Here is a 26,284-nt window from a genome sequence, read left to right on the forward strand (position 1 = left end):
CTGGTTTATTTGTCTATTAGATAAATAGTTTTAGTTTCTTTTATTTTGCTTCCACTGCAGGACGGCTGTCAACAACGATTGTTACATGGTTGCTTCTCTTGCGAACACGATAACCTCTACCCTGTGGTGCAGGACGCATTCTTTTCAGGATACGGCCGCCATCAACGAAGATGGTTTTAACCTGCAGGTTAGCATCTTCCGCTCTTGTGCCTTCGTTCTTCACTTTCCAGTTTGCAACGGCAGACAACAACAGCTTTTCCAACGGAACGCTGGGATGCTTAGGATGGAATTTCAAAATATTCAGAGCTTTTTCTACATCCAGACCACGGATCAGATCCGCAAGCAAACGCATTTTGCGGGTTGATGTAGGATTATTGTTAAGCTTAGCTACTGCTTCCATTTTCTATTATAATTTGTGATTTGAGGTTCGAAGTTTGGGTTTAGAGGTGAATCAAAAACCTCAAACTTTAAACTTCAAACGATTTACTACATTTTCTTGTTAGCGTGTCCTTTAAAGTTGCGGGTAGGTGCAAATTCGCCCAGTTTATGACCAACCATGAATTCAGTCACGTATACAGGGATGAATTTGTTGCCATTGTGTACCGCAAATGTGTGGCCTACAAAATCAGGCGTGATAGTAGAACGACGGCTCCAGGTCTTGATAACAGTACGCTTGGTGCCTTCATTCATTTTCTCAACTTTCTGCTCTAATTTCTGGTCAACGTAAGGACCTTTTTTTATGGAACGACCCATGTCTTGTTGTTTTTATTCCTGATCCGCTTTACCAGTTCCGCTTTTGCGTTCTCTGCGTCAGCGGAACTGTTAAGGCGTTAAGTTTTATAATTTCTTACCGTTTTTCCTGCTGATGATCAGTTTGTCAGAGCTCTTATGCGGCTTTCTTGTCTTCAGACCTTTCGCATATTTACCTGTTCTGGATCTTGGGTGACCACCGGAAGATTTACCTTCACCACCACCCATCGGGTGATCCACTGGGTTCATCGCCACACCACGGTTGCGAGGCTTGATACCTCTCCAACGGTTAGCACCTGCTTTACCGATGGACTGCAGCGCGTGATCTGAGTTGGAAACAGTACCTACGGTTGCAGCACAAGTGATCAACACTTTACGCAGTTCGCCGGAAGGCATTTTCAGAACGGCATACTTTTCTTCCTTGTTGGACAGCTGAGCATAGGTACCGGCGCTTCTTGCGATCGCACCACCTTTACCAGGCTGTAATTCGATGTTGTGAACAACAGTACCGAGTGGCATGTTTTTCAGCACCAGCGCATTACCAACTTCCGGAGCAGCATCAGGACCGCTCAGTACGGTAGCACCTACCTGCAGACCCTGAGGAGCCAGGATGTAACGTTTTTCACCATCTGCATAGTTCAGCAGAGCGATGAATGCGCTACGGTTTGGATCGTATTCGATAGACTTAACTGTAGCCGGAATACTGTGTTTATCACGTTTGAAATCTATGATACGGTAGTGTTGTTTGTGACCACCACCAATGTAGCGCATAGATCTTCTACCCTGTACGTTTCTACCGCCGGATTTCTTAACAGGCTCCAACAGGCTTTTTTCAGGGATATCCGTGGTCAGCTCTGCGTACGCGTTGCCTATTTTCCAACGGGTACCGGCTGTCATCGGTTTGTATTTCTTCAGTGCCATGATCTAGTGTCGTGTTTAACTAGTTTCTATTATAAAAAGTGATCTGTATATACATCCATCATCCTGTTTTAGCAGGAATGAGCACTATATGTTAGCATACAGATCTATAGTTTCTCCTTGAGCCAGTGTAACAACCGCCTTTTTGTAAGAAGGTTTTTTACCAGCGATGAAGCCAGCTTTAGTAAAGCGCTGTTTAGCCTTACCTGGCATTACGGCAGTATTCACTTCAGCTACGGTTACACCGTAAAATTCTTCCACTGCTTTTTTGATCTCCAGTTTGTTGGATTTTTTATCCACGATGAAGTAGTAGCGGTTGAATTTATCAGTGGCTTTGTTCACCTTTTCACTTACCACCGGTTTGATTAAAACGTCTGAAAGTCTCATCTTTTATAGCTTTGAGTTGCGGTTACCCGCAAGCTGTGTTTTTGTAATATTGACAATTAAGCTTCTACCGGCTCTTCAGTGAAGATCTTAGCAGCACTCTCCGTCAGAACGATGTAGTTGCTGTTCATGATATCATAAGTATTGATATCGCTCAGCATTACGCTATCCACGGTAGGAATGTTCCTCAGAGACAGGTAAACATTATCATTGTACTCAGGCAGAACGAATAAAGTCTTACGGCCAGATACATTTACCTTCAGATTAGCCAGGATACTTGCAAACTGTTTGGTTTTAGGTGCATCCAGGTTCAGATCTTCCAGTACGATGATGCTGTTTTCTTTAGCTTTGGTAGACAGGGCAGAGATCTTAGCCAGATCTTTCACCTTTCTGTTCAGCTTAATATCATATCTGTGTGGTTTAGGACCGAAAATGGTACCACCACCTTTATACAGCGGGTTACGGATGTTACCTTTACGGGAACCACCAGTACCTTTCTGTTTGTGCAGTTTGCGGGAAGCACCTTTCACTTCAGCTCTGGTCTTAACCTTGTGAGTACCCTGACGCTGAGCGGCCAGATACTGTTTTACTGCCAGGTAAATAACGTGGTTGTTAGGCTCCACACCGAAAATTTCCTCAGGAAGCTCGATAGTCCTGCCGGTTTTCTTACCTTCTTTATTTAAAATATCAACTTGCATGTTACTTCTGGATTAAAACGATTGAACCAATGTGGCCGGGAACGGAACCACTTACCAGGATATAATTCTTTTCAGGGAATATCTTCAGGATCTTCAGACCTTTCACTTTCACCTGTTCGTTACCGGTCTGACCAGCCATACGCATACCCTTGAAAACGCGGGAAGGATAAGAGGAACCACCCACAGAACCAGGAGCCCTGCTTCTGTCGTGCTGACCGTGTGTAGCTTCACCCACACCGGAGAATCCATGGCGCTTTACAACACCCTGGAAACCTTTACCTTTTGAAGTACCTACTACTTCAATAGTTTCTCCTTCTGCAAATATTTCGGTGGTAATGGTCTCACCAAGAGCTTTTTGTACATCCGGGTTGCGGAACTCTTTTACAAATCTTTTAGGGGAGGTGCTTGCTTTCGCGAAGTGATTAAGTTCAGCTTTGGGAGTGTTCTTTTCTTTCTTCTCACCAAATGAAACTTGAATAGCGTTGTACCCATCAGTTTCTACTGTCTTTACCTGAGTTACAACGCAAGGACCGGCTTCGATGATGGTAACAGCAGTCTGCTTACCATTCGGTTCGAAGATGCTGGTCATGCCGATCTTTTTACCAATAATACCTTTCATTATTATATATATTTTACCCAGCGCCTGGGGGTGGATCTTGCTATCCCCAGGATGGGCGGTTTAAATGCTTTATTGGGCGGCCACCCAGAAGGCATGGCCTGTATTTACTCGAGTGTTGTTATCTGACCGGCAAAGGTGATTCAGTCCCTCTGCCAGCAACAACCAGTCATATTAAATCAAATCAGGCAGACCTTTCGCCTACCTGCCGATGTCCTACGCCTTGATTTCAACTTCCACACCGGAAGGTAAATCGAGCTTACTCAGCGCGTCTACTGTCCTTGAAGAAGAAGTGTAGATATCCAACAGACGCTTGTGCGTGCACAGCTGGAATTGCTCACGTGCCTTCTTGTTAACGTGCGGTGAACGCAGCACCGTAAAAATTTTCTTTTCGGTTGGTAAAGGAATTGGACCTGTTACCACGGCGCCCGTGTTACGCACGGTTTTAACGATCTTCTCAGCAGATTTATCTACCAGATTATGATCGTAGGACTTCAGCTTGATTCTAATTCTCTGAGACATATGCAATGAACTTCTTCTTGTTTTTACCCTTACAATTTGGGAGGGCAAAGGTAACCCGTTTTTTTCTACTTCACAAATTATTTGTGGAAAAATAAATCAGGGACTGTGAATATGAGGCAAGGACAGCTCTTCATATTACACAAAGAAGATATGGCGAGGATCAGCAAAATACTGTTTTTCAATTAAATACCAAAAAAATGATTGTTCAGGCCGCCTCCGGCAGAAAAATCCAGCCCTGCCCACCTGCCAAAGCTCCATCCCCCCTACCTCGCGGCTCCTGCTTACCCCGGTAAGTACCCCGTACCTCCCCATACCCCCCATAAAAAAACAGGCCTCCGGGGAACCGGTGGCCTGTCCTGTCTGGGAATGCAATAAGCAATATTTCTCAACCTGTCAAACCTCAGAGGGGTAAATTCCCCAACAAAGAATTCAGCAAGCCGAAAACTAAAGCCAATAACTGGTTTAATAAATCCATAGTTGTTGAAAGGTTTTCCATAAGGTTATGCCTACTCTCTTCTTGGTTTTCGGCAATCCCAAATGCAGACCACTAACTGGAGCATGGGCCTAAGTTAAGAGCATACAGGGAAATAACGGCTATTCATTTCATTCATTATCAGTCGATTCGATGCATATCGAAGAGTGAACAGAAAATGAACGGGATGAATAATAATGAACAAAGATGCGGAGAAATACCCTGTTCAAATAAAAAGAGCCCCCGGTCAGGAAGCTCCAATAAATTTGGAACCGTTCGGCCTCGTGGCTGCCGAACGGATTCCTAGGGAACAAGGAAACCTACTATTACAGGCCGCCTAATAAAGAATTCAGGAACGCAATGATGGTTGCCAGCAACTGATTTAACAGATCCATACTTTAGATTTTCTGTTGATTAATACCTACTCTGTTCTTGGTTTTCGGTAAATCCCAAAGGAGATGATCATCTAATCCCGCGGCGAATTTAAAGGCTAGTTACAAAACTAAAACATTCACTTTCATTCATTTTCAATCAGTTATATCATTCTATTCAGTTCATACCAGCTACTAAATAGATCCGCTACTTTTTGTCACCCAATGGCCGTAACACCACCTTGTAAAAAAGAGCCCCGGCAATTGCCAGGGCTTAAACATTTTAAACGGTGTCTGTGAGGTTTACACAGCACGTAAGATCGTTTTCACAAATGCAAGAATTGCAGCGAGAATAGTGGATGTCATAAACTGTGAATTTAAGAGGGTCACGCCTACTCTATATGGTTTTCGGCAAACTCCAGTCCGCAGCAGCATTGTTCCCCGCGAACCCAATAAAGATAAAATGCGATCATCATTCAAAACGCATTCATTTCCATTCATTATCAAACAGTTCGTTCAAACTGTTCAGATAGCAGATAAGCTCCCCTTCCCACTATTTACCCCTCTCCTCTTGTATGATCGCCCGCGCCCGCGCTGTCGGTAAGAAAATCTGGAACCCCAACCCCAGATTCAACTGATGAGATGTAGTCGAATTACCCCCACCTATGATCACATCATATTTCAATAAGGCCTCCAACGCCACATTAGGCGTGATAAAATACGACAATCCAGGCCCTATTCCCAACTGTACCCCATTAGTAGAAGCACCATTGGCCGGATTACTACCACCAAACCCTGCATTCGCCTCCGCAAAGAAACGTACACGCTTCGAAAACTCCAGCTTACGCACATTCGCATCGTGAACATAATAACGGGCCAATGCCCCTATACCATAATTCACGTCCGTTCCATTGCCGCCAGTAGTCTGAAGACCAAAATTTACATAACCACCCAAGGCAAGATCGTCCTTGATGAAATAAGCCAGTTTGGGGTTCAGATTGAAATGGAAAATGGTACTCTCTTTCTGAAAATTGAAGCCCAGGTCGGTGAGATCAGATCCTACCATGAGGTTACCTTGCTGTGTCTGTGCGACGGCAGTAGTGCCAAGAAATGACGCCGTCAGCACAAGGGTTAATAGACGAATTTTTTTCATGTTCTGAAGTTTAATTTGATAAATAGCTGGCATCAAAAATTATAGACGCCCTTTTCAGGACGCGTTGAAACATTAAGTGATGACTCGTAATAACTTATTGATACAGGCAGGATATGAAGGGGTAACCAAATTTAATGCCATGTAGCTTGTTCAGGCAATAAAAGTTATTGAAAATGAACAGAATAGAGAGGAGACATGATAAATATTCAACGGAAACAGCCACTGGTATTCATGATGGCTTTGCGCACAGGCAAGAAATAAGGTCCATCGACGGGCATCAATAGCCACAATATTTCCTGTTACGGTCAGACGGGAATCAGGCTCCGCTTACAGATCCATCCAGTGCAGTACCAGATGAACAGGCCCCATAAACGAAAGAAGGGATGCCTTCAGGCACCCCTTCTTTCTATAATTCTGATATGAATCTGCTAATTATTAGTCAGCGCTCACTTTACCTTTCACTTTTGCCATTTCCTCTTCAGCGATGCTGTTCGGAGCTGCAGAATAGTGGGAGAACTCCATGATGGAAGTTGCACGACCAGATGACATTGAACGCAGCTGAGTTACGTAACCGAACATTTCTTTCAGCGGTACTTTAGCTTTGATCACCTGTACACCATTTCTCATTTCCATACCTTCCAGCATACCACGACGACGGTTCAGGTCACCTGTTACGTCACCCATGTACTGGTCAGGAGTCTGTACTTCTACTTTCATGATCGGCTCCAGCAGAACTGGTTTAGCCTTACGGCCAGCTTCACGGAAAGCAGATCTTGCGCACAACTCGAAAGATACTGCATCGGAATCCACCTGGTGGAAGGAACCGTCAAACAGACGAACTTTCAGGTTGTCCAGCGGATAGCCAGCCAGTACACCCTGGTTCATTGCACTTTCGAAACCTTTCTGTACAGGAGGAACGAACTCTTTTGGAATGGAACCACCGAAGATGTCGTTGATGAACTGGAAAGTCTTACCGTCATTCTCTTTCATCCATTCTGGATCAGCAGGGCCGATCTCAACCTGGATGTCAGCAAATTTACCACGACCACCAGTCTGTTTCTTGTACACTTCACGGTGTGTAACTTTAGCAGTAAATGCTTCCTTGAAAGCAACCTGAGGCGCACCCTGGTTAACTTCTACCTTGAACTCGCGACGCATACGGTCAACGATGATCTCCAGGTGAAGCTCACCCATACCACTCAAGATGGTCTGGCCGGTTTCTTCATCAGTTTTAGCTCTCAGGGTAGGATCTTCTTCTACCAGTTTAGCGATAGCCAAACCCATCTTGTCCATGTCCGCCTGAGTTTTGGGCTCGATAGCGATGTGGATCACCGGCTCTGGGAAGGTCATAGACTCCAGTACGATCGGATTGTCCTCATTACACAGGGTATCACCTGTCTTGATATCTTTAAAACCTACAGCAGCACCGATATCACCAGCTTCGATGAAATCGATAGGGTTCTGCTTGTTGGCGTGCATCTGCATGATACGGCTGATACGCTCGTTCTTACCGGTACGGGTGTTCAGTACATAAGAACCTGCATCCAGGTGACCGGAATAAGCCCGGAAGAACGCCAGACGACCTACGAAAGGATCGGTCATGATCTTGAACGCCAGTGCAGAGAATGGTTCCTTTGCATCTGGTTTACGGGAGATCTCAGCGCCAGTGTCTGGATTAACACCTTTTACTGCTTCGATATCCAGAGGAGAAGGCAGGTAACGGCAAACCGCATCCAGCATCTTCTGAACACCTTTGTTCTTGAAGGAAGAACCGCACAACATTGGAATGATAGCGATATCGATAGTAGCCTTACGGATAGCTTCGTGGATCTCAGCTTCAGAAATTGAATTTGGATCTTCGAAGAATTTCTCCATCAGGGTGTCGTCATATTCAGCAACTGCTTCTACCAGTTTAGCTCTCCACTCTTCTGCCTCATCTTTCATGTCAGCAGGGATCTCAACTTCCTGGTAAGTAGCACCTTTACCTTCTTCGTCCCAGATAATACCTTTCATGGTGATCAGGTCAACCACACCTTTGAAAGTATCTTCTGCACCGATAGGGAGCATCAGGGGAACAGGGTTTGCACCCAGCATTTCCTTCACCTGTTTTACCACGTTCAGGAAGTCAGCACCCGCACGGTCCATTTTGTTAACGAAACCGATACGGGGTACGCGGTAACGGTTAGCCTGACGCCAAACGGTCTCAGACTGTGGTTCTACACCGGATACTGCGCAGAACAATGCTACCAGACCGTCCAGTACACGCAGGGAACGCTCTACCTCTACAGTAAAGTCCACGTGACCCGGAGTGTCAATGATGTTGAATTTGTACTCTTTTGTATCTGGCTGAAGCTTTCCCTGGGTTGTTGGGAATTTCCAGAAACAGGTAGTAGCAGCAGATGTAATGGTAATACCTCTCTCCTGCTCCTGTGCCATCCAGTCCATGGTGGCAGCACCTTCGTGCACCTCCCCTATCTTGTGGGATTTACCTGTATAGTACAGGATACGCTCTGTGGTAGTGGTTTTACCCGCATCAATGTGCGCCGCAATACCAAAGTTTCTTTGAAATTTTAAGTCTGCCATAATATTAAAATGACTGTATTACTAATGCAATTTGGGGGGCAAAGGTAAATGATTTTTACCAATAAATAAAACCTGGTAACCTACCAGATAGTTATTTAAGAATTCCTTTACAGAAGGGGATTTGCCCCCATGATTAACGGCGCAAAGTTACACTAATTTCATGAGCTAACCGCTGGCTGACATCTCCCTGAAAACCAATTGTCCAATTTCCACTACCGGTTTTTACAATAATCCCGCCGTCCAATAATTACCCATTGCCTTTTTTTCCCCTTTAAAACATATTTGTATATGATCTTGTAAATGTCCTGACCCCATACCCCTAACTCGTTTTGTGTCATTGTCATACCGGGAAGCAGTTACCGTTGTCATTAATTCACCCCCAAAATAAATCCTCAATGCGGACTATCTACAAACGATTCCTGCTGTTGTGCCTTGCTGCCGGCGGTGTTCCTGCCGCCAGGGCCCAGCTCATACTCAACAGGCAGGTGAACGCCAGTACAGGAGGAGGAGGCTCCTCAGGTAATTATATCTTCCAGTACACCATCGGCGAAATAACCGTCAGCTCCCTTCAGAAAGGAACACTGCTCCTGACCCAGGGCTTCCATCAACCGGAAGAGCTTCCCCCTGTTCCGGCAGGTACCGAAGTTGTTGTCAACATGCTCCTCTACCCCAACCCGGCTTCCACCAACCTGAAGATCCAGTTTGACCTGCTCTCCAACAATGGCGTGGTACTGCTCATTGTCAACAGTGGTGGCCAGCTCGTGCACCAGGAAGCCCGGACATACGGCGCGGGCAGGGTACTCATTACGTTGCCGGTCAACGGTTTCGCCGCAGGCATCTACACTGTCATCCTGAAAGCAGCCGGATATATGTACCAGGAAAAACTGGTGATACAATAACCTCTCAAAACAACGACCATGATCAAAAAATTTACCATATGGCTATGTGCCGCCGGACTGCTTGTCCATAGCAGTCCCGCAACGGCGCAGAACAAAGGGATCAAGGCCATCAATACAGCAGCAGCCTTCCTGATGGTGAACCCTGATGCCCGCAGCAGCGGCACCGGCGATGCCATGACCGGACTGGAGCCAGATGCCAACTCCCTGTTTGGTAATGCCGCCAAGATCGTCTTTGCCGGCGACTGGGGTGTCAGCGCCTCCTATTCCCCCTGGATGTGGGACCTCAACAACAGCGATCAACGCACCAATATGGGCTACCTCGCCGCCTTTAAAAATTTCAATAATGGTATAGAAGGCGTAGGCGTTTCCATGCGCTATTTTACCAATGGAACGCTCATCTTCAGGGATGACAATGGTACCGAACTACAGCGCTATAAGCCGAGAGAGTATGCCATCGACGCGACCTACGCCCGTAAACTGGGAGCGCGTTATTCGCTGGCTATCTCCCTCCGTTACATCCGCAGTGATCTTGGCCAGGGTAGTTATAATGGCCTTCAGCAAAAACCCGCCAGCGCTGTAGCTGGCGATATCGGCTTCTACTCGCAGAACTACGCTAAGAACGATCCTGCGGGCAACCGTTACTGCTGGGGTATTGCCTTTACCAACATCGGTTCCAAACTGAATTATACTGATGATAATGACCGTAGGGCTTTTCTTCCTGCTAACCTGCGCATCGGTGGAGGCTATTCATTTGTCAATACCGTCGAACATCAGTTCACTGTCCTGGCAGATGTCAATAAACTGCTGATACCCACCCCTCCCACATACAAGCTGGATGCAAACGGAGAGCCTACCGGGGAAATACTGGATGGGAAAGACCCCAATCGCAGTATGACAGCCGCATTGTTTAGCTCTTTCTGGGATGCTCCCGGCGGTTTCCAGGAAGAACTCCGTGAGTTTACAATAGCTGGAGGAATAGAATATACTTACCAGCATCAGCTTTTCATCCGGACCGGCTACTTCTATGAGCATCCGCAAAAAGGGTACAGGCAGCACTTCTCCGCCGGCGTCGGCACCCGTATCAAAGGCGTTTCCATAGACATGGCTTATATCATGCCTACGGCAAATAGTATTTATCAAAGACGAACCCTCAAATTCTCGGTAGCCTACCATATCGGTGGCGAGAACCGTCAATAAACATCCTTATTCATCACTCATATATTTATTAACTCCAACATATGAAACCATATACACTATTGATCATGCTGCTTTTCTTCGGCCTTGGCGTCTCCAAAGCACAGCAGCGTACCCGGGACAAACTGTTCCCTTCGTTCCAGCAGGACCTGTCTGCGCTGCAGCAAAAAGAACGTAAACAGGCGCCCCATACAAAAGATCCCCGCACCACCCGGGAACAGATCTTTACAGACTACCATCCCCAGCACAACACCCGCCCAGGCAGTACAGAAACATTAAGAACAAACCGGGCAGCTACGGGTAAAAACGCCTCAGATATCAGTGCTGAGGAAGCCCTAAAAACGATAAAAGCGAGAGAGGTCAATCTGCCTGCACCGCAAGCGGCTCCCACACAGGGCAATGAATCAGAAAGAACCAGCCATACGCTAAAAACAATAGCTCCCGCTGGAACTCCCCCTGCGAAAACGGTCGCTCCAGCCACCACTCCGGTAAGAAAATCATTCGAACGTAAAAAACAGTAAATCCCCCTGCAAGCATACAAAACACATTGTCATGAAGAAATTATATCTCCTACTCATATTCCTGGCTGCTACCTGCGGTGTCTACGCCCAGAACGGGCTTTCAGGTACAAATTACCAGGCGGTGGTCCGTAATCCGAACGGTACGCTGGTTGCCAATAAGGATATTACCGTGCGTATTTCTATCCTGGGCGGTTCTGCAGCCGGCCCGGTTCAATATGAAGAAACCCATGAGGTGACAACCAGCGTCCTGGGCTTGTTCAACATCCAGGTTGGTAAGGGAAATGCCACTACAGGCACTTTTGCCGGGGTACCCTGGGTCAATGCAAATCAGTATCTGAAAGTAGAAGTGAATACCGGCAGCGGTTTTGTGAACTTAGGCACCTCAGCATTAATGAGCGTTCCCTATGCACTCTATGCTGCCAACGGTAATGCAGGCCCTGCGGGGCCTCAGGGTCCGGCTGGACCTCAAGGCCCTGCTGGGCCTGCAGGTGCTGCCGGAGCAGTAGGAGCAGCTGGTGCTGTGGGACCGATTGGACCTGTTGGTCCTGTTGGCCCTGCCGGTGCTCCTGGCCCTATTGGTCCTATCGGCCCCATTGGACCTGTTGGACCTGCCGGTGCACAAGGTGATTCCGGTCCTGCCGGTGCACCTGGCCCCGTTGGACCGATTGGAGCGGTAGGTCCTGTAGGCCCTGCTGGTGCTCCTGGTCCTATTGGTCCTATCGGCCCCATTGGACCGGTTGGCCCTGCTGGTGCACAAGGTGATCCCGGTCCTGCTGGTGCGCCTGGCCCCGTTGGACCTATCGGTCCCATTGGACCCGCTGGTCCGGTTGGTGCTGTGGGTCCTGTAGGTCCCGCTGGCGTAACTGGTCCCGTTGGACCTGTTGGACCTGCCGGTGCACAAGGTGATCCTGGACCCGCTGGTGCGCCCGGCCCCGTTGGACCGGTTGGAGCGGTAGGTCCTGTAGGCCCTGCCGGTGCTCCTGGTCCTATTGGTCCTATCGGCCCCATTGGACCTGTTGGCCCTGCTGGTGCACAAGGTGATCCCGGTCCCGCTGGTGCGCCTGGTCCCATTGGCCCTATCGGTCCCATTGGTCCTGTTGGCCCTGCCGGCGCGCAAGGAGATCCTGGACCTGCTGGTCCGGTTGGACCCATTGGCCCTGTTGGTCCCGCAGGACCTGCCGGCGATATTAACGGTATCGCTGCGGGAGGAGATCTTGGCGGTACTTATCCTAATCCGAACGTAGTTCGTTTACAAAATATACCTGTTTCAAATGCAGTACCTGTTGCCGGACAGATACTGAAATATGATGGTGCAAACTGGGCGCCTTCTCCACTGGGCGGCGGCGGATTTTCCTTGCCATATGTTACAACCGAAAACAACGCGGCCACACTGTTTTCCATCACCAATGACGGAGATGGCACCTCTATTGAAGGCGTCAACAATACCGCCACCAGCAGCGTCAGCGCTATACGGGGAGTGGTAACCAGCACATCTCCCGGCGGATTTTCCTCCGCTGTAAGAGGGATCAACAATGGTACCGGTGGTCTGGGTATCGGCGTATGGGGATCACAAAACGGCTCCGGATGGGGAGTATACGGGGTGACACCAAACGGCCTGGGCGTATATGGGAATGCTTCTGCCAATGGTACCGGCGTGTATGCCAATAGTAATACCGGAACAGGCTTAACCGCTACTTCCAATAATGGTATCCCCGCCAGCATATCAATTTTCAACAATGGGAATAATAATAATGCGTTGAATGCCTCAACAGTAGGCAATGGCACCGTAATCAATGTAACTACGTCAGGCAATGGCACAGGAATATTTAGCAGCACAGGTGCCGGTTTTGCTGTACATGGCATTACCAGCTCTCAAAGCTCTGCGGGTATAATAGGAGACAATAATGGCGCAGGCGAAGCAGTGGTGGGCCGTACTACCTCTGATATTGCAGGCGCCGTAGTAGGCCGTAATGATGGCGGAGGTTATGGTGTAAGAGGTTTCATTTCCACCAATACCAGTAATACAGCCGTAGGCGTATTAGGACAGGTAGGTTTGAACAATAGCACTGGCAGAGCTGGTAGGTTTGAAAACTTCAATCAAAGTAATACAGAAGCAAACATCCTGGAAGTAAGCAGTAACAGTAACGGTAATATTCCGGACAATACACTTGGCAATGCCAGCTCTTTCTTCCTGAATAATACCAACAGTGTAGGTGCAGCCGTAAGAGCAGAGGTAAATACCATCTTCGGCAACTTCGGCGCAGCAGGTGTTTTCGGCGTTTCATCCGGTACAGGCGGCCGCGCAGGACTCTTCTACGCTTCCAACCCTTCGGGTAATGGCGCAGCCCTCATTTCGCTGACTGATGGTAATGGTAATGCCATTACCGCCAATGCCGGGAAAGATGGTAACGGCGTGGAAACCAATATCGATGGAGCGGGCAATGCACTTTACGCCTGGGTACCTACATTTGCTACCGGCCGGGCTGGCAGGTTCGAGATCTTTAATGACAACAACGACAATGAAGTCATTACGGTAAAAACCGTTGGTAATGGTACTGCCGGCAACTTCCTAGTGGACCGGACCACAGGTACTTCTCCGGCAGTAAAAGGCGAGGTAAATTCAATATTCGCCAACTTCGGTACTGCAGGTATATATGGCTTGTCATCCGGTACCGGTGGCTATGCAGGTCTGTTCTATTCTTCCAACCCTGCCGGCAGTGGCCCGGCACTTCTTGCATTGACTGAAGGTAGCGGGAATGGTATCACTGCCAATGCAGGCGGTAATGGAGACGGCGTGGAAGCCAGCTGCGACGGATCCGGTAACGCCATTTCCGGCTTTATACCCAATTTCGGGACAGGTAAAGCCGGCCGGTTTGCCAATTTCAATAATGCCAACTCCCAGCCTGTGGTACATATCACTACTACAGGTACAGGCACCACGCAGCTGATCAACCACCAGGGTCCTTCAGGCAGTATAGCAGTATTCCAGAGTAGCAGTGTCAATGTAGCCCGCATTAATAAGGCAGGAAGAGGCTTCTTTAATGGCGGTACCCAGAACAGTGGTGCTGACGTGGCCGAAGCTTTTGATGTAACAGGCAATATACAGGCATATAGTCCGGGCGATGTACTGGTGATAGCAGAAGACGCCGACAGGACTGTAGAACTGTCGTCCAAACCATATTCTACTCTGGTGGCTGGCGTATATGCGACCAAACCGGGTGTATTATTAACAGAAGAAAATATTGACAGTGAGTTGGATGGTAAAGTGCCTATGGGTGTAATAGGTGTGATTCCTACCAAGGTATGCGACGAGAATGGTCCTATCCGCAGGGGTGATCTGCTGGTAACTTCCAGCAAAGCGGGACATGCGATGAAAGCAAACCTGGACAAGGTTAAACCGGGTCAGGTAATTGGCAAGGCGCTGGAGAACTTCAACGGCGAGGGTACCGGGAAGATCAAGGTATTGGTGAACGTTAGATAAACGGCTAAATACTAACAAACCCACAAAAGCGGCTGGATGACAATACGTTGTCCGGCCGTTTTTATTTACCGGATGTATCGGTTATTTAAAAACACATGCTGCTATAAATGGAAAGCTATCAAACTGATGGCTTTTTAGAAACAATTTTTCCACCTGCCTATGGCATGGGCATCGATTTCAGAGCAATGGCCACATCACGGTTAGCACATGCTTTGTTACCAGGGGGTTTTATTTCTCCGGGGTACAGGCCTGGCGAATTATTTCAACTGTAAAAGTCGTGCTGTAAGAGAAGGAGAACTGGAGAAATTCCCCGGGAAGAAAACGATTGGCTCGCTATTGGCTCCAGCGGGCACAAAAAAAGAGAACATCCCCCGGTATAGCCCGGAGGATGTTTCCCTTATATCTTTATAAACCATCTACCTTAAGCGGTAGTAGATTTTAGATCCTGAAGTGGGAGAATGCCTTGTTCGCTTCAGCCATACGGTGAGTATCTTCTTTCTTTTTGAAAGCAGCACCTTCACCTTTGCTTGCAGCTACGATTTCGTTAGCCAGTTTCTCAGCCATGCTCTTACCATTCCTTTCACCAGCGTAACGGATTAACCATTTTATACACAGGGAGATCTTTCTGTCAGGACGAACCTCAGAAGGGATCTGGAAGGTAGCACCACCGATACGACGGCTTCTAACTTCTACAGCAGGAGTTACATTTGTCAGAGCTTTTTTCCAAACATCGTAACCGTTTTCACCGGTGATCTGGCTTACTCTGTCAATTGAATCATAAAATATCCTGTAGGCAATGCTCTTTTTACCCTGTTCCATCACGTTGTTAACAAACCTTGTAACCAGCTTGTCGTTAAAGCGCGGATCCGGAGCCAAAGGCATCTTTTTTGCAGCTTGCTTTCTCATTTATCTGAAAAATTTCAACTATTTGTAAATGTATTATTTCTTAGCCTTTTCCTTTTTGGTACCATACTTGGAACGGCTCTGCTTTCTATCTTTCACACCAGCAGTATCCAGGGAACCACGTACGATGTGGTAACGAACACCTGGCAGATCTTTTACCCTACCACCACGGATCAGCACGATGGAGTGTTCCTGCAGGTTATGTCCTTCACCAGGGATGTAAGCGATCACCTCTACTTTATTGGTCAAACGCACCTTTGCAACCTTGCGCAGCGCAGAGTTAGGCTTTTTAGGAGTGGTTGTGTACACACGTGTACAAACACCACGACGCTGAGGACAGCTATCTAAAGCCCTGGACTTGGATTTAGCCCGGATAATTTCTCTTCCTTTTCTTACTAATTGTTGTATAGTAGGCATTCTACCTAAGTTTTTTTTCTGTCGGTTTACAATGACATCCAAATCACCCAGAATGGGAATTTGGGAGGGCAAAGGTACATTTCTCCATGTTAATAACAAAATGTTTTAAACATTTTTTTGGAGAGGCCCCGCTAGCGACTTGACAGATCAGTCACAATGTCTTTCCATTCCTCGTCTAATGATACTTCCGGCATTTTCCGGCCTGCCCTGGCATACCAATAACGGGCATTGCCACGGTCCCCTTCTTTCCTGTGAAGATAGGCATGCACCCAGGCGGCTGTATCGTCTTCCAGGTGTTCTATTATATCATGCGCTTTTTGCCAGTTTCCTTTACCTTCCCACCAAAGGGAGGCCAGATAAGATGAGATGCCTGCGGGAGGCGTATCCTGGCTGAGGGAGTCCAGAAAAGCTGAAAGTGTCATCCTGCAAAGATGCATTTTTTCTCCGGGAATGCCTAGTCTGCTGTCCCCTCTTCTACAAAATGTTCCCGGCGTCCGGATAATCCCGTCTATTTCCCCCCTTAAAGGGGGAATTTCATCCTTACGACAAGATGTTACAGGTCCACCCCAAAAGCATGGCAAAAGCAGGAAAAATCCGCTGCATCCGGCTCCGCCAGGTGCCGTGTGTTTGTAGCCCGGGGTGCAACCCCGGGGACGGGTGTCACCCATGGTTCAATCCGATCCAGATTAAGATATGATTCGCTGGAGATTCGTTTGAGATGGCCTTAATCCCCCCTTCTGAAGGGAAGATTAAGGGAGGATACAACCAGGATGTGACTAGCATTATCCTTCGTTAATCCTTCGTTCCGAACGAAAGATTAACGAAGGATAATGCTAGTCATATGCAAGCCATATGCAACTTTGAAGTAAACCAGATCAGGATTAAGCTACAAAACTTGTACACTGTTCAGAAGCAACTCAGGCATAAACGAAGAGGGCCATCCGCATACGCAAATGGCCCCTTACTAACACAACTAAGACTATTTTTAGTGTTTTGATACCTTGTAGTTCCAGTTACGGGTGTCTTCCGCCCTGCCGGTACGGATGGCATCCAGTCTTTCCAGCAGTTCAGCTCCCACTGTGTACTTAGTAGTATCCAGGTGGATCTCGTGCTCTTTATAGTGCAGATCTTCCACATAAGCCACGCTCGATGCGGTGCCCGTACCGAATACTTCCCTCAGGGTACCCGCTTTCCAGGCGACAACGATCTCTTCTATAGAGAGAGGTCTTTCCTCTACGGTCAGCCCCATATCAGAGAGAACATCCATTACGCTGGCACGGGTCACCCCAGCCAGGATAGTTCCCTGGGTCAGGTCAGGTGTGATAGCTTTGTTGCCGATGATCGCAAAAACGTTCATAGTACCACACTCCTGTAAATATTTATATTCCAGCCCATCTACCCAGAGGATCTGGTCAAATCCCTGTTTACGGGCCTGCATGGTAGGATACATGGCGCCGCCATAGTTACCCGCCGCTTTTGCATAACCTACGCCACCAGGAAAGGCACGTATATATTTATCCTGTACCAGCAATTTAATAGGCTTATTAAAATACGGGCCGGACGGTGAATTAATGATTACAAACTTGTAAGTGTCAGAAGGCCTTACCCCGATAAATTCATCGGCAGCGATCATAAAAGGCCGCAGGTACAGTGAGCTACCCTCATTGGTAGGCACCCAGTCGCGGTCAAGATCGATCAGCATATCCATCCCACCGATAAATAACCATTCCGGTACATATGGCATCCCCATGCGTTCCGCAGAAGTGTTAAAACGGGCATAGTTGTCATACGGACGGAAGATCATAGGTTCTCCCTGAGTGTCTTTGTAGGCCTTAATGCCTTCAAAAATGGCCTGTCCATAATGCCAGGCGGCATTGGAAGGACTTACGGAAAGATTTTGGAACGGCAGGATCTCTGCATTCTTCCATTCCTTTCCATCAAAATCTGCCACCAGCATGTGGTCGGCATACTTTTTCCCGAACACAAGGTTGTTAAAATCGACTTCGTTGATCCGGCTCTCACTGGTCCGGGTCACTTTAATTCTTTTAACTGCCTCTTCAAGTACGGCGTTTGTTGTTGGATTGTCTACTGCCATCATAAGGACCATTAATTTTTTATTTGTGTTTTGGTGTCTGAATTTCAATTCCCGGTCCTGTTCCCGTATAAAAATCTAAAGTCGGAAATCCTGAATCTAAAATTGAATACTCTTACATTTGCTCACTGTCAGATGCAAATAAACTGATTTTTTCCCCAAAGGGGAGCTATACATTAAGTTAAATATACATATACATGTCTTTTGATAAATTGCAACTGGATCCGTACTTATTGGCCAGGATATACACCCAGCCTATCATTCCGGGGAAAAAGGAACCTGTTGCAGTGGTGACAGAAGCACCTCCTAAAGTGAAATTTTTAGGCGAAAATCAAAAAAACATTGCGCTGTTCATACAAAACGACAGCGAAGCATATTTAAATGAAGAATTATTTAACCTGCTTACCAATATATTAAACGCATGTAAACTGGGCATGCAGGACATCGCGGTTATAAATGTAGCCCAATACCATGCGATGACATTTACAACCTGGCAAACAGCCCTTCCCATGAAGCAGGCAGTGCTTTTTGGGATCGATCCTGCTTCCATGGGTCTTGAAGCCATTTCCAACTACCAGTTGTTGCAGGTCAGTGGTTGTCAGCTGATCTGCTCCGATCCGCTGCAGCTCATCGCACAGGATAAAGTGCTGAAAGGAAAACTCTGGATGGGCCTGAAACAATTATTGGGTATATAATATATCATTATATCATTGCCATAGACACTAAATACCGCTTTTCGAATGATGCTTGTATTTGCTACCAACAATGAAAACAAGGTAAAGGAGATCCGCTCCATGCTGGGTGATCATTTTTCCATCATCACACTGAAAGAGGCCGGCATCGACATCGATATTCCTGAACCTCATGATACACTGGAGGATAACGCCAGGGAGAAATCATCTGTCATATATGAAATGACCGGTAAAGACTGTTTTTCTGAAGATACCGGCCTGGAGATAGATGCCCTGAATGGCGCTCCGGGAGTCTTGTCTGCCCGCTATGCCGGCGAACAGAAACTGGCGGATGATAACATCACCAGGGTACTGCAAGAAATGGATGGCCGGAAAAACCGGCAGGCTCATTTCAGAACTGTGATCTCCCTGATACTGAACGGGCAGGAATACCAGTTCACAGGCGTGTGCCCCGGCACCATCCTCACCGAAAGACGCGGCGGTAAAGGTTTTGGCTATGATCCTATCTTTATACCAAACGGAGCCACAAAAGCATTTGCTGAAATGGATATGGCAGGGAAAAATCAATTCAGTCACAGGGCCAAAGCCTTCCAGCAGCTGATCACTTTTCTGAAGGAAACTGTCAATAAACCACTTTCCTGAATAACCGGTAACCATACCTTATTTCAGCTTCACATTTGTAATTGAACTTTTTAATATGGCAAGAGTAAAAATAAATATGCCGGAAAAACTGGGTTACACCACGCAGATACCGGTACGAATAACGGATATCAACTACGGCGGACACGTAGGTAACGATTCCATCCTATCCATTCTCCACCAGGCCAGGGTTGAGTTTCTCAAATCCATGGGATTTGAAGAAAGAGGTCCGAATGATGGAGTGATCATGGCCGACGCGTCCCTGATCTATAAAGGAGAAGGTTTCGCAGGGGACCTCTTTGATATCGCTATCGGTGTTGCAGATATTACACCTTTCGGTTTTGACCTCTATTATAGAATCACGACAATCCGCAACGGCAAAACAACCCTGATCACGGAAGCAAAGTCAGGCATGATCTTTTTCGATTACAATGCCCGCAAGGTGGCCAGACTGCCGGAAGCCTGGAAGGAAAAACTGGCGGTGTACGACCAGGATATAGTATCCACCGGAAAATAAACTACAAAGGGAAATCCTTGTCTTAAACGGCTTATAAAAACGGAAGCCAACACAAAGGGAGTACCTCCCAAAAAACATATAAACAATCAGGAAAAAGAATGGGAACAGCTAATCTGACGAGTATTATCAAACAGCGCCGTAATATTAAGCCGGCCAGCATGAATGGAAAGAAGATACCGGATGAACAGGTACAGGAGTTACTGGAACTGGCTGACTGGGCACCTACACACGGGTATACGGAGCCATGGTATTTTGTGGTGTTCAGCGGAGACGCAGTAAAACGCTTCTGCCAGGATCATGCGGATCTTTATAAAACTAACACACCTGCCGAAAAATTTGCACAGGCCAGCTACGAGAAACTGCAGCAACAGGGTGACCTTGCCTCTCATGTCATCGCTATCTGTATGAAAAGAGGCAACAAACCAGCGATCCCTGAAGTAGAGGAAATCGCCTCCGTTGCCTGTGCTACCCAGAACTTATGGCTAGGCGCTACAGAAAGAGGATTTGCCGGCTACTGGGGCTCCGGTGGAATGACCTTCCACCCAGCCATGAAAGAGTATCTTTCCTTACGTGAAGAAGATAAAGTGCTTGGTTTCTTTTACCTCGGATTTACTGACGAACAGATCCCTGAGGGTAGAAGGCTGAAGCCACAGGAAGAGAAAGTGAAATGGGAAAAGTAAACTGATCAGGAATTGAGAACAGGGAAAGTAATATCGCCTCCTGTTCTCAATCCCCGATTCTTCATTCCTAATTTTAACAGCATGCGGAACCATATTTCTCTGAAAATATTATCCTCCTTTTTATTGCTGCTGCTTTGTACCCACCTTCATGCGCAGAATAAACCCATCCCTCCGAAAACATTAGACAGTGCTACGCTCAGTAAGATCATTTCCCAACAGGTGAAAGATACATCCTCCGGGAAATCTGTGATCAAACTGTCAGATACCTCCGTCGCTATTATCATCAGCCGGCTGGAAACCTATACCCTGATGCTTAACCAGGTTATGAGTACCCTGCGCCGCGGACTGGATACCGTTGAGATCAGTGAAAGCATTCCCCTGATAGACTCTTCCATGAGGGTCGTGAAACGGGATATGGCCGCTATCGGTAGCGCCAACAATATGCATGATCTCTATACCAACAGGGTATTGCTGGTGCAGCTGGAAAGAAAGCTGGACGGCTGGCAGGATCAGTTATTCCGATTCCATGATAAGCTGGTGAATATCTCCGACACCCTCCAGCTCCTTAGGAAAGATACGACCATGCGTAATTTTCCTGCGGAAGATGAGCTGAGGGATATCTACGTCGGACAAATGGCCACCCTCATACAGAAATGGCGGCAGGTGGACAGCGCCAACAAGACAAACCTCCTGCATCTCGGATTAGTGCAGAACAAGGTAGCCAAAAGATATATTGACGTTACGAACCTCCTGGAGGACATGGATTTCCAGTTGTCCAGGTTCTCGCAGCGCCTGTTCAACAAGGATTTCAGCTACCTCTGGGAGCCACCCCTTCCGGGAAAAAAAGGCCCTAAATTCCCCCAGGTGCTGAACCGCTCCATCCATAAGAACCTTAACATCCTCAAGATCTTCTTTTCCGTGCGGGGACCTATCTACCTGCTATGGTTCCTGGCTGCCATCGTGTTCCTGTGGTGGGTAGCATTTAATGCACGGAAAGTAAAAAGCAAACATGAGGAGCGGGAAGCAGAGAGCATCCTGCAACAATCCCGCTACCTCTATCGCTATCCGATAGCCAGCACCATCCTGCTGGTATCAACCCTTTCCTTTTTGATATCCATTCAGTATCCCATCATATATACGGGCATCTGCTGGATCATCACTGCGCTTGCAACGACGTGTATCATCCGTCATAATATTCCGCCCAATCTTTACAAAAGATGGCTGATACTGGTATTACTGCTGGTAGTATACAGCATTAACAACCTGCTGATCCAGGTAACATTTACTGAGCAATGGGGCGTTTTTATTGGTGGTATCATATCTATTGTGCTGGGCAGTTACCTGCTACGTACCCTCCGGAATACAACCCTGCCGCTGCCTAAATATTCACGGTCTGCTATCTGGCTGTTTGTTGCCCTCAGCGGATTGTCTGTAATACTGGTGGTATTGGCCAGGGTCTCTGCCGCCAAGATCATCGGCGCTGCCAGTGTGGTCGGCATTACGATGGCGCCAGGTATTATTTTGATGGTAGAAATACTGATGGAGTCCATCTACCTCCAGGTGGAGGCCAAGAAGGATTCCAGCACTTTCATCTCCATGATCGACTACCAGAATATCAAGGACCGCCTGAAGACCATCTTCTATATAGCGGCTTTTATAGGCTGGCTGGCGCTGATAGCACGTAACCTATACCTGTACGACGGCCTTTATGAGCTCATTTCCGATATGCTGGTGGCTGAGCGGAAGATCGGCAACTTTGCATTCTCTTTCAGCAGCGTGATCATTTTCCTGCTGATCATCTGGCTGTCGACCATTGTCACACAGATCATTTCCTACCTGTTAGGATATACCGGTCAGACCTCGCAACCTCATAAGAAGCTGGGGTCTGCCATGCTGCTGATACGCCTGGCCATCCTCGGAGCCGGTATCCTGCTGGCCTTTGCCGCCTCAGGTATTCCTATGGATAAGCTGGCAATTGTAGTGGGAGCATTAGGTGTAGGTATCGGTTTCGGCCTGCAGAATATTGTGAACAACCTTGTATCGGGAGTGATCCTTGCATTTGAAAAACCTATTGAAGTAGGCGACGTCATCGAGCTGGGCGCCCGTACAGGTGTGGTGAAAGAGATCGGGATACGGTCCAGTAAGATCTCTGCCGGAGATGGTTCTGAAGTGATTGTACCCAACGGCGATCTCATAGCACAGCAACTGGTGAACTGGACACTGACTAACAGAACGCGCCGTGTAGACGTAGTGGTGGGTATCGCTTATGGCGCTGATTTGAAACAGGCACTTACTGTTGTCAAAAACTATCTCCAAAACCTTGACGATATCCTCAAAACACCGGAACCTGTTGTACTACTGCAGAACTTCCGGGATGTAGGTGTGGATATCCAGGCCATGTTCTGGATCAGCGATCTGGGGCAGGCAGGCATTATAAAAAGCCAGGTATTGACGGACATCTACATCAAACTCCAGGACGCGGGTATCAGTATCGCCTATCCGAGACCACAGCAGGTACAGATCAATATGGAACCAGGCATCTGGAAAGAACAGCCAGCCTCCTCAACACCGGTCACACCGGCAGCGCCCATAACGCTTGTAAAGCCTTCACCGGTAGTGCCGCCATCAGGTACACCGCCTGAGACGCAGCCACCAGATGCATCACCAGCAGCGGGGAAGAGCCCGGATGATGCCAGCGATGTGAAGTAAAATTCCCCTACATTTGTGAGAGGTAACCGTGCCACAACAAAAACTTATCGCGATATGCGAAGTATTCTGTTTCTGCTTCTGATTGTAGCCTTGAGGGGATCTGCTCATGCCCAGATCCTCCGGTACCCCGATAAAGCATTTGAACTGGCTCAGACCTCCGGCAAAAAAGTGATGCTGGTGTTTTCCGGGTCAGACTGGTGCATACCCTGTATCAGGTTTAATAAACAGATATTATCAGATAGCAGCTTTCTGAGCTTTGCAGGAGAAAACCTGGTGCTCCTGGAAGCCGATTTTCCACAGCGGAAAAAGATAGCAGGTCCACTCCGCTCACAATACGATTCATTAGCAGCAGCTTTTAATCCGCAGGGCGCTTTTCCACAGGTGGTACTGCTAAGTCCAGGTAAAAAACTGGTGGCCTATGTACCCTACCGGGAACAAACACCCGCCGGCTTTATCTCCACACTTAAACAACTGCTTCAATAGCCGCTCATGCACAGCAGTAAGCTTCATACCAGGTTAATGGGCTCCGATTTTGAGCTGATAGCTTGCGGAGCAACAGAGGCGATCACTGCCAGACGGCTACAGGAAGGCGTATCGGAAATACAGCGAATAGAAGCTCTGCTCACAGTGTTCAATGAAAGTTCTGTTACAGCGCAGATTAATGCACAGGCAGGCGGAGCGCCGGTGTCTATACCATCCGAAGTATACCAGCTGATACATCGTTGTAATAAGATCAGTACTATTACACAGGGCGCTTTTGATATTTCGGCTGGTGTCTTGAAAAAGCTGTTCAACTTCAAATATGAGCACTTTACCTGGCCGGAAAAGGCTGACATAGATCAGGCCATGCAATGCATAGGTTTCCAGCATATTGCCCTTCTGAACAATCAATGTGTACAGCTGAAACGCAACGGCATGCGCATTGAGTTCGGAGGCATTGGTAAAGGCTATGCGGCAGACAAAGTAAAGGCCCTCTGGATAGCTGACGGCGCTACCAGTGGCGTGATCAATGCCAGCGGCGACCTCACCGCCTGGGGTACACAGCCTGATGGCGGCCCATGGAAGATAGGTATCGCACACCCCGACGATCCCGGTAAAGCACTACTATGGCTACCAGTGAACAATGCCTCCGTAGCCACCTCCGGGAATTATGAACAATATGTGGAGCGTGGCGGCATCCGTTACTCCCACAATATCGATCCCCGCAAAGGATGGCCCGTACCTTATATCAAAAGTGTGACCGTGGTCAGTCCCAGCGCAGAACTGTCCGACGCACTGGCTACCGCCATTACCGTCATGGGTCCCGTGGTGGGCCTGGACCTGGTGAACCAGCTGCCGGACGTACACTGTATCATCATAGATGGGAGGAATAAAGTAATTCAATCGGATAATATTCAAATACATGCAAAAGGCTAATAGCAGCAGCATCCTGCTTATCGCCACAGGTACATTACTGGTATTGCTGGTCATGCAGTCGTGCGTAGCAGTAAAGCCATACCAGCGGATGTATCTCAACGATGAGAGTATGCAACTGGGTAAAAGAGGAATAGAAAAATTTGACGAAAACGTACATACTTACCGTGAAGGAAGCAGTGGGGGTGGTAGTGGGAAGAGCAGCGGAGGATGTGGTTGTAACTGATCTTAAATGAAAAGACTATTTATTGCGGCAGGATTGCTGGCTGCTTATTTTACAGCATCTGCGCAAAAAGGAATCGACAGTACGGCTTATAAGAAACAAAAGATCTCTCAGACAGACATACAGGTGTTGTTCTCCTTCTACACGCAGGACGGAAATCATTCAGCCGTGACCGGTGGAACAGGTACAGAGAACCTGCAGGTATATGCTACTGATGTCTCCATTTCCCATCAACGGGATTCTATAAATACCTTCGATCTCGGATTCGGAATTGACATGATCACCTCCGCATCTACCGACCGTATTGATATGGTAATGTCTTCCGCCTCCCGGCACGATAACCGTTTCCATCTCAATGCCGGTTATAGCCGCCTGTTGAAAAAACCGCAGCTACGTGTGGGTATCAGCAGTGGCCTGGCGCTGGAATCAGATTACCTTTCCGTGCCTGTCGGTGTCTCCGTATCGCATGACAATGCAGATCATAGCCGGCAATGGTCGGCCGCCTTTCAGTATTTCTACGATGATCTTCGCTGGGGAAGATTTGACCCTGATTATTACAGCCCGGAAACACTGGTCTACCCTTCAGAGCTGAGAGATACTGCCTGGTTCAATATCCATACACGGCAATCATATAATCTCAACCTGGCCCTGTACCAGGTGATTAACCAGCGGATGCAATTTGCCGTTTTCCCGGAACTGGTCTACCAGAAAGGATTGCTTTCCACTCCCTTCCACCGGGTATATTTTAACGATGGGAATACCCTAAGAGTGGAAAACCTGCCCCGGGAAAGGTGGAAATTCCCCCTGGGTCTGCAATTCAACGTGTTTGTAAGCCGAAATACCATTATCCGTTCCTATTATCGCTTTTACCACGACAATTTCGGCATCACCGGACATACCCTCCAGCTGGAAGTCCCTGTAAAGACCAGTCCCCGGTTCACCTTATCTCCCCTCCTGCGGTTTTATACCCAGACAGGGGCGAAATATTTCAGACCTTATAAGGAACATAATATCAATGAAGCCTTTTACACTTCTGACTATGACCTGAGCCGGTTCAACAGTTATAAAGCCGGTATCAGCGCCCGCTACGCATTGCTGCAGCCGATGTTCCGCCATTATTCCTTCCAGGAGATCGGGCTGCGATATGCCTTCTACAAACGCTCAGACCAGCTGTCGGCCCATATGGTGTCGCTGCTGCTGGATTTTAAGCATAGTAAAGGCTAACAGTACTGGCATGGCGTATGATATACTTTCTGAAAAAGAGCGTATATGAGAAACTTACAACTGGGCCTGCTGGCCTTTGCCGTGATGTTATTGAGCAGCTGTGAAGTAGTGGGAGGAATTTTTAAAGCGGGCGTATGGGTCGGTGTGCTGGCGGTTGCTTTTGTGGTGATTATTATTTTGTGGCTGGTAAGGAGAGGGAGGAAATAAGCGTAT

Annotated in this window: 27 protein-coding genes; 14 read left to right on the forward strand and 13 right to left on the reverse strand. The window is 47.7% G+C overall.

Annotation, left to right across the window (positions count from 1 at the left end; all coding sequences use genetic code 11):
* Positions 1–40: 40 nt before the first annotated feature.
* The 9 genes from rplV to fusA form a co-directional block, all read right to left on the reverse strand.
* Positions 41–400 (reverse strand): 50S ribosomal protein L22, encoded by a 360-nt coding sequence (rplV, locus tag F3I09_RS11240; RefSeq protein ID WP_110054716.1) that lies wholly within the window; start codon positions 398–400, stop codon positions 41–43.
* Positions 401–486: 86 nt separating this feature from the next.
* Complete coding sequence (gene rpsS / locus F3I09_RS11245) at positions 487–753, reverse strand: 30S ribosomal protein S19 (protein WP_089835258.1); 267 nt, start codon at positions 751–753, stop codon at positions 487–489.
* An 84-nt stretch (positions 754–837) separates the two neighbouring features.
* The gene (gene rplB / locus F3I09_RS11250) at positions 838–1,671 is read right to left on the reverse strand and encodes a 50S ribosomal protein L2 (RefSeq protein ID WP_149695123.1); all 834 of its coding nucleotides are present in this window, start codon (positions 1,669–1,671) and stop codon (positions 838–840) included.
* Positions 1,672–1,755: 84 nt separating this feature from the next.
* The gene (gene rplW / locus F3I09_RS11255) at positions 1,756–2,055 is read right to left on the reverse strand and encodes a 50S ribosomal protein L23 (RefSeq protein WP_089809394.1); all 300 of its coding nucleotides are present in this window, start codon (positions 2,053–2,055) and stop codon (positions 1,756–1,758) included.
* A 56-nt stretch (positions 2,056–2,111) separates the two neighbouring features.
* The gene (rplD, locus tag F3I09_RS11260) at positions 2,112–2,750 is read right to left on the reverse strand and encodes a 50S ribosomal protein L4 (protein WP_149695124.1); all 639 of its coding nucleotides are present in this window, start codon (positions 2,748–2,750) and stop codon (positions 2,112–2,114) included.
* A 1-nt stretch (position 2,751) separates the two neighbouring features.
* Entirely contained in the window at positions 2,752–3,369 is a 618-nt protein-coding gene (gene rplC, locus F3I09_RS11265) for a 50S ribosomal protein L3 (RefSeq protein WP_149695125.1), read from the reverse strand.
* Between the two features lie 213 nt (positions 3,370–3,582).
* Positions 3,583–3,888 carry a 30S ribosomal protein S10 gene (gene rpsJ / locus F3I09_RS11270; RefSeq protein WP_012789286.1) on the reverse strand — a complete coding sequence of 102 codons (306 nt, stop codon included), beginning with the start codon at positions 3,886–3,888 and terminating at the stop codon, positions 3,583–3,585.
* 1,396 nt (positions 3,889–5,284) lie between these two features.
* On the reverse strand, positions 5,285–5,884 hold the full coding sequence (locus tag F3I09_RS11275; protein ID WP_149695126.1) for an outer membrane beta-barrel protein: 600 nt from the start codon (positions 5,882–5,884) through the stop codon (positions 5,285–5,287).
* 435 nt (positions 5,885–6,319) lie between these two features.
* On the reverse strand, positions 6,320–8,467 hold the full coding sequence (gene fusA, locus F3I09_RS11280) for an elongation factor G (RefSeq protein ID WP_223233214.1): 2,148 nt from the start codon (positions 8,465–8,467) through the stop codon (positions 6,320–6,322).
* A gap of 395 nt (positions 8,468–8,862) precedes the next feature.
* On the opposite strand from fusA, the gene F3I09_RS11285 reads away from it, so the two are divergent.
* Genes F3I09_RS11285 through F3I09_RS34680 form a run of 4 tightly spaced genes read left to right on the forward strand, consistent with a single transcriptional unit; the run spans position 8,863 to position 14,562 of the window.
* On the forward strand, positions 8,863–9,366 hold the full coding sequence (locus F3I09_RS11285; protein ID WP_149695128.1) for a T9SS type A sorting domain-containing protein: 504 nt from the start codon (positions 8,863–8,865) through the stop codon (positions 9,364–9,366).
* 18 nt (positions 9,367–9,384) lie between these two features.
* Complete coding sequence (gene porV / locus F3I09_RS11290; RefSeq protein WP_149695129.1) at positions 9,385–10,563, forward strand: type IX secretion system outer membrane channel protein PorV; 1,179 nt, start codon at positions 9,385–9,387, stop codon at positions 10,561–10,563.
* 41 nt (positions 10,564–10,604) lie between these two features.
* The gene (locus F3I09_RS11295) at positions 10,605–11,081 is read left to right on the forward strand and encodes a hypothetical protein (RefSeq protein WP_149695130.1); all 477 of its coding nucleotides are present in this window, start codon (positions 10,605–10,607) and stop codon (positions 11,079–11,081) included.
* Positions 11,082–11,112: 31 nt separating this feature from the next.
* Positions 11,113–14,562, forward strand: coding sequence for a hypothetical protein (locus tag F3I09_RS34680; protein WP_304487123.1), 3,450 nt, complete (start codon positions 11,113–11,115; stop codon positions 14,560–14,562).
* A gap of 438 nt (positions 14,563–15,000) precedes the next feature.
* Here F3I09_RS34680 and rpsG read toward each other — a convergent pair whose 3' ends face one another.
* From rpsG to F3I09_RS11320, 4 genes are all read right to left on the reverse strand, one after another.
* A complete protein-coding gene (gene rpsG / locus F3I09_RS11305) occupies positions 15,001–15,468 on the reverse strand; it encodes a 30S ribosomal protein S7 (protein ID WP_149695131.1) in 468 nt (155 codons plus the stop codon).
* Positions 15,469–15,501: 33 nt separating this feature from the next.
* Positions 15,502–15,882 (reverse strand): 30S ribosomal protein S12, encoded by a 381-nt coding sequence (gene rpsL / locus F3I09_RS11310; RefSeq protein ID WP_012789278.1) that lies wholly within the window; start codon positions 15,880–15,882, stop codon positions 15,502–15,504.
* Between the two features lie 131 nt (positions 15,883–16,013).
* On the reverse strand, positions 16,014–16,304 hold the full coding sequence (locus tag F3I09_RS11315; protein ID WP_149695132.1) for a hypothetical protein: 291 nt from the start codon (positions 16,302–16,304) through the stop codon (positions 16,014–16,016).
* A gap of 563 nt (positions 16,305–16,867) precedes the next feature.
* Positions 16,868–17,980, reverse strand: a complete 1,113-nt coding sequence (locus F3I09_RS11320) for a branched-chain amino acid aminotransferase (RefSeq protein WP_223233215.1) — start codon at positions 17,978–17,980, stop codon at positions 16,868–16,870.
* Positions 17,981–18,171: 191 nt separating this feature from the next.
* Between F3I09_RS11320 and F3I09_RS11325 the strand changes: the two genes are divergently transcribed.
* The 10 genes from F3I09_RS11325 to F3I09_RS11370 all read left to right on the forward strand — a co-directional run bounded on the left by F3I09_RS11325 (position 18,172) and on the right by F3I09_RS11370 (position 26,278).
* A complete protein-coding gene (locus F3I09_RS11325) occupies positions 18,172–18,669 on the forward strand; it encodes a hypothetical protein (RefSeq protein WP_149695133.1) in 498 nt (165 codons plus the stop codon).
* 45 nt (positions 18,670–18,714) lie between these two features.
* Entirely contained in the window at positions 18,715–19,308 is a 594-nt protein-coding gene (rdgB, locus tag F3I09_RS11330; protein WP_149695134.1) for an RdgB/HAM1 family non-canonical purine NTP pyrophosphatase, read from the forward strand.
* Between the two features lie 55 nt (positions 19,309–19,363).
* A complete protein-coding gene (locus tag F3I09_RS11335) occupies positions 19,364–19,822 on the forward strand; it encodes a thioesterase family protein (RefSeq protein ID WP_149695135.1) in 459 nt (152 codons plus the stop codon).
* Between the two features lie 98 nt (positions 19,823–19,920).
* Positions 19,921–20,502 (forward strand): nitroreductase, encoded by a 582-nt coding sequence (locus F3I09_RS11340; protein WP_149695136.1) that lies wholly within the window; start codon positions 19,921–19,923, stop codon positions 20,500–20,502.
* 81 nt (positions 20,503–20,583) lie between these two features.
* Positions 20,584–23,211 (forward strand): mechanosensitive ion channel family protein, encoded by a 2,628-nt coding sequence (locus F3I09_RS11345; RefSeq protein ID WP_149695137.1) that lies wholly within the window; start codon positions 20,584–20,586, stop codon positions 23,209–23,211.
* A gap of 54 nt (positions 23,212–23,265) precedes the next feature.
* Positions 23,266–23,694, forward strand: coding sequence for a thioredoxin family protein (locus tag F3I09_RS11350; RefSeq protein WP_149695138.1), 429 nt, complete (start codon positions 23,266–23,268; stop codon positions 23,692–23,694).
* 6 nt (positions 23,695–23,700) lie between these two features.
* Positions 23,701–24,627 carry an FAD:protein FMN transferase gene (locus tag F3I09_RS11355; RefSeq protein ID WP_149695139.1) on the forward strand — a complete coding sequence of 309 codons (927 nt, stop codon included), beginning with the start codon at positions 23,701–23,703 and terminating at the stop codon, positions 24,625–24,627.
* Entirely contained in the window at positions 24,614–24,850 is a 237-nt protein-coding gene (locus tag F3I09_RS11360) for a DUF4266 domain-containing protein (protein ID WP_149695140.1), read from the forward strand. Before F3I09_RS11355 ends, F3I09_RS11360 begins: the two co-directional genes overlap by 14 nt.
* A gap of 6 nt (positions 24,851–24,856) precedes the next feature.
* Complete coding sequence (locus F3I09_RS11365) at positions 24,857–26,071, forward strand: DUF3570 domain-containing protein (protein WP_149695141.1); 1,215 nt, start codon at positions 24,857–24,859, stop codon at positions 26,069–26,071.
* A gap of 45 nt (positions 26,072–26,116) precedes the next feature.
* Entirely contained in the window at positions 26,117–26,278 is a 162-nt protein-coding gene (locus F3I09_RS11370) for a phosphatidate cytidylyltransferase (RefSeq protein ID WP_149695142.1), read from the forward strand.
* The last annotated feature ends 6 nt before the right edge of the window (positions 26,279–26,284 follow it).

The organism is Chitinophaga sp. CF418 (assembly GCF_900142925.1).
GTDB lineage: Bacteria > Bacteroidota > Bacteroidia > Chitinophagales > Chitinophagaceae > Chitinophaga.

Coding starts and splice junctions, on each gene's coding strand:
- rplV (WP_110054716.1), bottom strand. CDS start 400: ATGGAAGCAGTAGCTAAGCTTAACAATAATCCTACATCAACCCGCAAA.
- rpsS (WP_089835258.1), bottom strand. CDS start 753: ATGGGTCGTTCCATAAAAAAAGGTCCTTACGTTGACCAGAAATTAGAG.
- rplB (WP_149695123.1), bottom strand. CDS start 1,671: ATGGCACTGAAGAAATACAAACCGATGACAGCCGGTACCCGTTGGAAA.
- rplW (WP_089809394.1), bottom strand. CDS start 2,055: ATGAGACTTTCAGACGTTTTAATCAAACCGGTGGTAAGTGAAAAGGTG.
- rplD (WP_149695124.1), bottom strand. CDS start 2,750: ATGCAAGTTGATATTTTAAATAAAGAAGGTAAGAAAACCGGCAGGACT.
- rplC (WP_149695125.1), bottom strand. CDS start 3,369: ATGAAAGGTATTATTGGTAAAAAGATCGGCATGACCAGCATCTTCGAA.
- rpsJ (WP_012789286.1), bottom strand. CDS start 3,888: ATGTCTCAGAGAATTAGAATCAAGCTGAAGTCCTACGATCATAATCTG.
- F3I09_RS11275 (WP_149695126.1), bottom strand. CDS start 5,884: ATGAAAAAAATTCGTCTATTAACCCTTGTGCTGACGGCGTCATTTCTT.
- fusA (WP_223233214.1), bottom strand. CDS start 8,467: ATGGCAGACTTAAAATTTCAAAGAAACTTTGGTATTGCGGCGCACATT.
- F3I09_RS11285 (WP_149695128.1), top strand. CDS start 8,863: ATGCGGACTATCTACAAACGATTCCTGCTGTTGTGCCTTGCTGCCGGC.
- porV (WP_149695129.1), top strand. CDS start 9,385: ATGATCAAAAAATTTACCATATGGCTATGTGCCGCCGGACTGCTTGTC.
- F3I09_RS11295 (WP_149695130.1), top strand. CDS start 10,605: ATGAAACCATATACACTATTGATCATGCTGCTTTTCTTCGGCCTTGGC.
- F3I09_RS34680 (WP_304487123.1), top strand. CDS start 11,113: ATGAAGAAATTATATCTCCTACTCATATTCCTGGCTGCTACCTGCGGT.
- rpsG (WP_149695131.1), bottom strand. CDS start 15,468: ATGAGAAAGCAAGCTGCAAAAAAGATGCCTTTGGCTCCGGATCCGCGC.
- rpsL (WP_012789278.1), bottom strand. CDS start 15,882: ATGCCTACTATACAACAATTAGTAAGAAAAGGAAGAGAAATTATCCGG.
- F3I09_RS11315 (WP_149695132.1), bottom strand. CDS start 16,304: ATGACACTTTCAGCTTTTCTGGACTCCCTCAGCCAGGATACGCCTCCC.
- F3I09_RS11320 (WP_223233215.1), bottom strand. CDS start 17,980: ATGATGGCAGTAGACAATCCAACAACAAACGCCGTACTTGAAGAGGCA.
- F3I09_RS11325 (WP_149695133.1), top strand. CDS start 18,172: ATGTCTTTTGATAAATTGCAACTGGATCCGTACTTATTGGCCAGGATA.
- rdgB (WP_149695134.1), top strand. CDS start 18,715: ATGATGCTTGTATTTGCTACCAACAATGAAAACAAGGTAAAGGAGATC.
- F3I09_RS11335 (WP_149695135.1), top strand. CDS start 19,364: ATGGCAAGAGTAAAAATAAATATGCCGGAAAAACTGGGTTACACCACG.
- F3I09_RS11340 (WP_149695136.1), top strand. CDS start 19,921: ATGGGAACAGCTAATCTGACGAGTATTATCAAACAGCGCCGTAATATT.
- F3I09_RS11345 (WP_149695137.1), top strand. CDS start 20,584: ATGCGGAACCATATTTCTCTGAAAATATTATCCTCCTTTTTATTGCTG.
- F3I09_RS11350 (WP_149695138.1), top strand. CDS start 23,266: ATGCGAAGTATTCTGTTTCTGCTTCTGATTGTAGCCTTGAGGGGATCT.
- F3I09_RS11355 (WP_149695139.1), top strand. CDS start 23,701: ATGCACAGCAGTAAGCTTCATACCAGGTTAATGGGCTCCGATTTTGAG.
- F3I09_RS11360 (WP_149695140.1), top strand. CDS start 24,614: ATGCAAAAGGCTAATAGCAGCAGCATCCTGCTTATCGCCACAGGTACA.
- F3I09_RS11365 (WP_149695141.1), top strand. CDS start 24,857: ATGAAAAGACTATTTATTGCGGCAGGATTGCTGGCTGCTTATTTTACA.
- F3I09_RS11370 (WP_149695142.1), top strand. CDS start 26,117: ATGAGAAACTTACAACTGGGCCTGCTGGCCTTTGCCGTGATGTTATTG.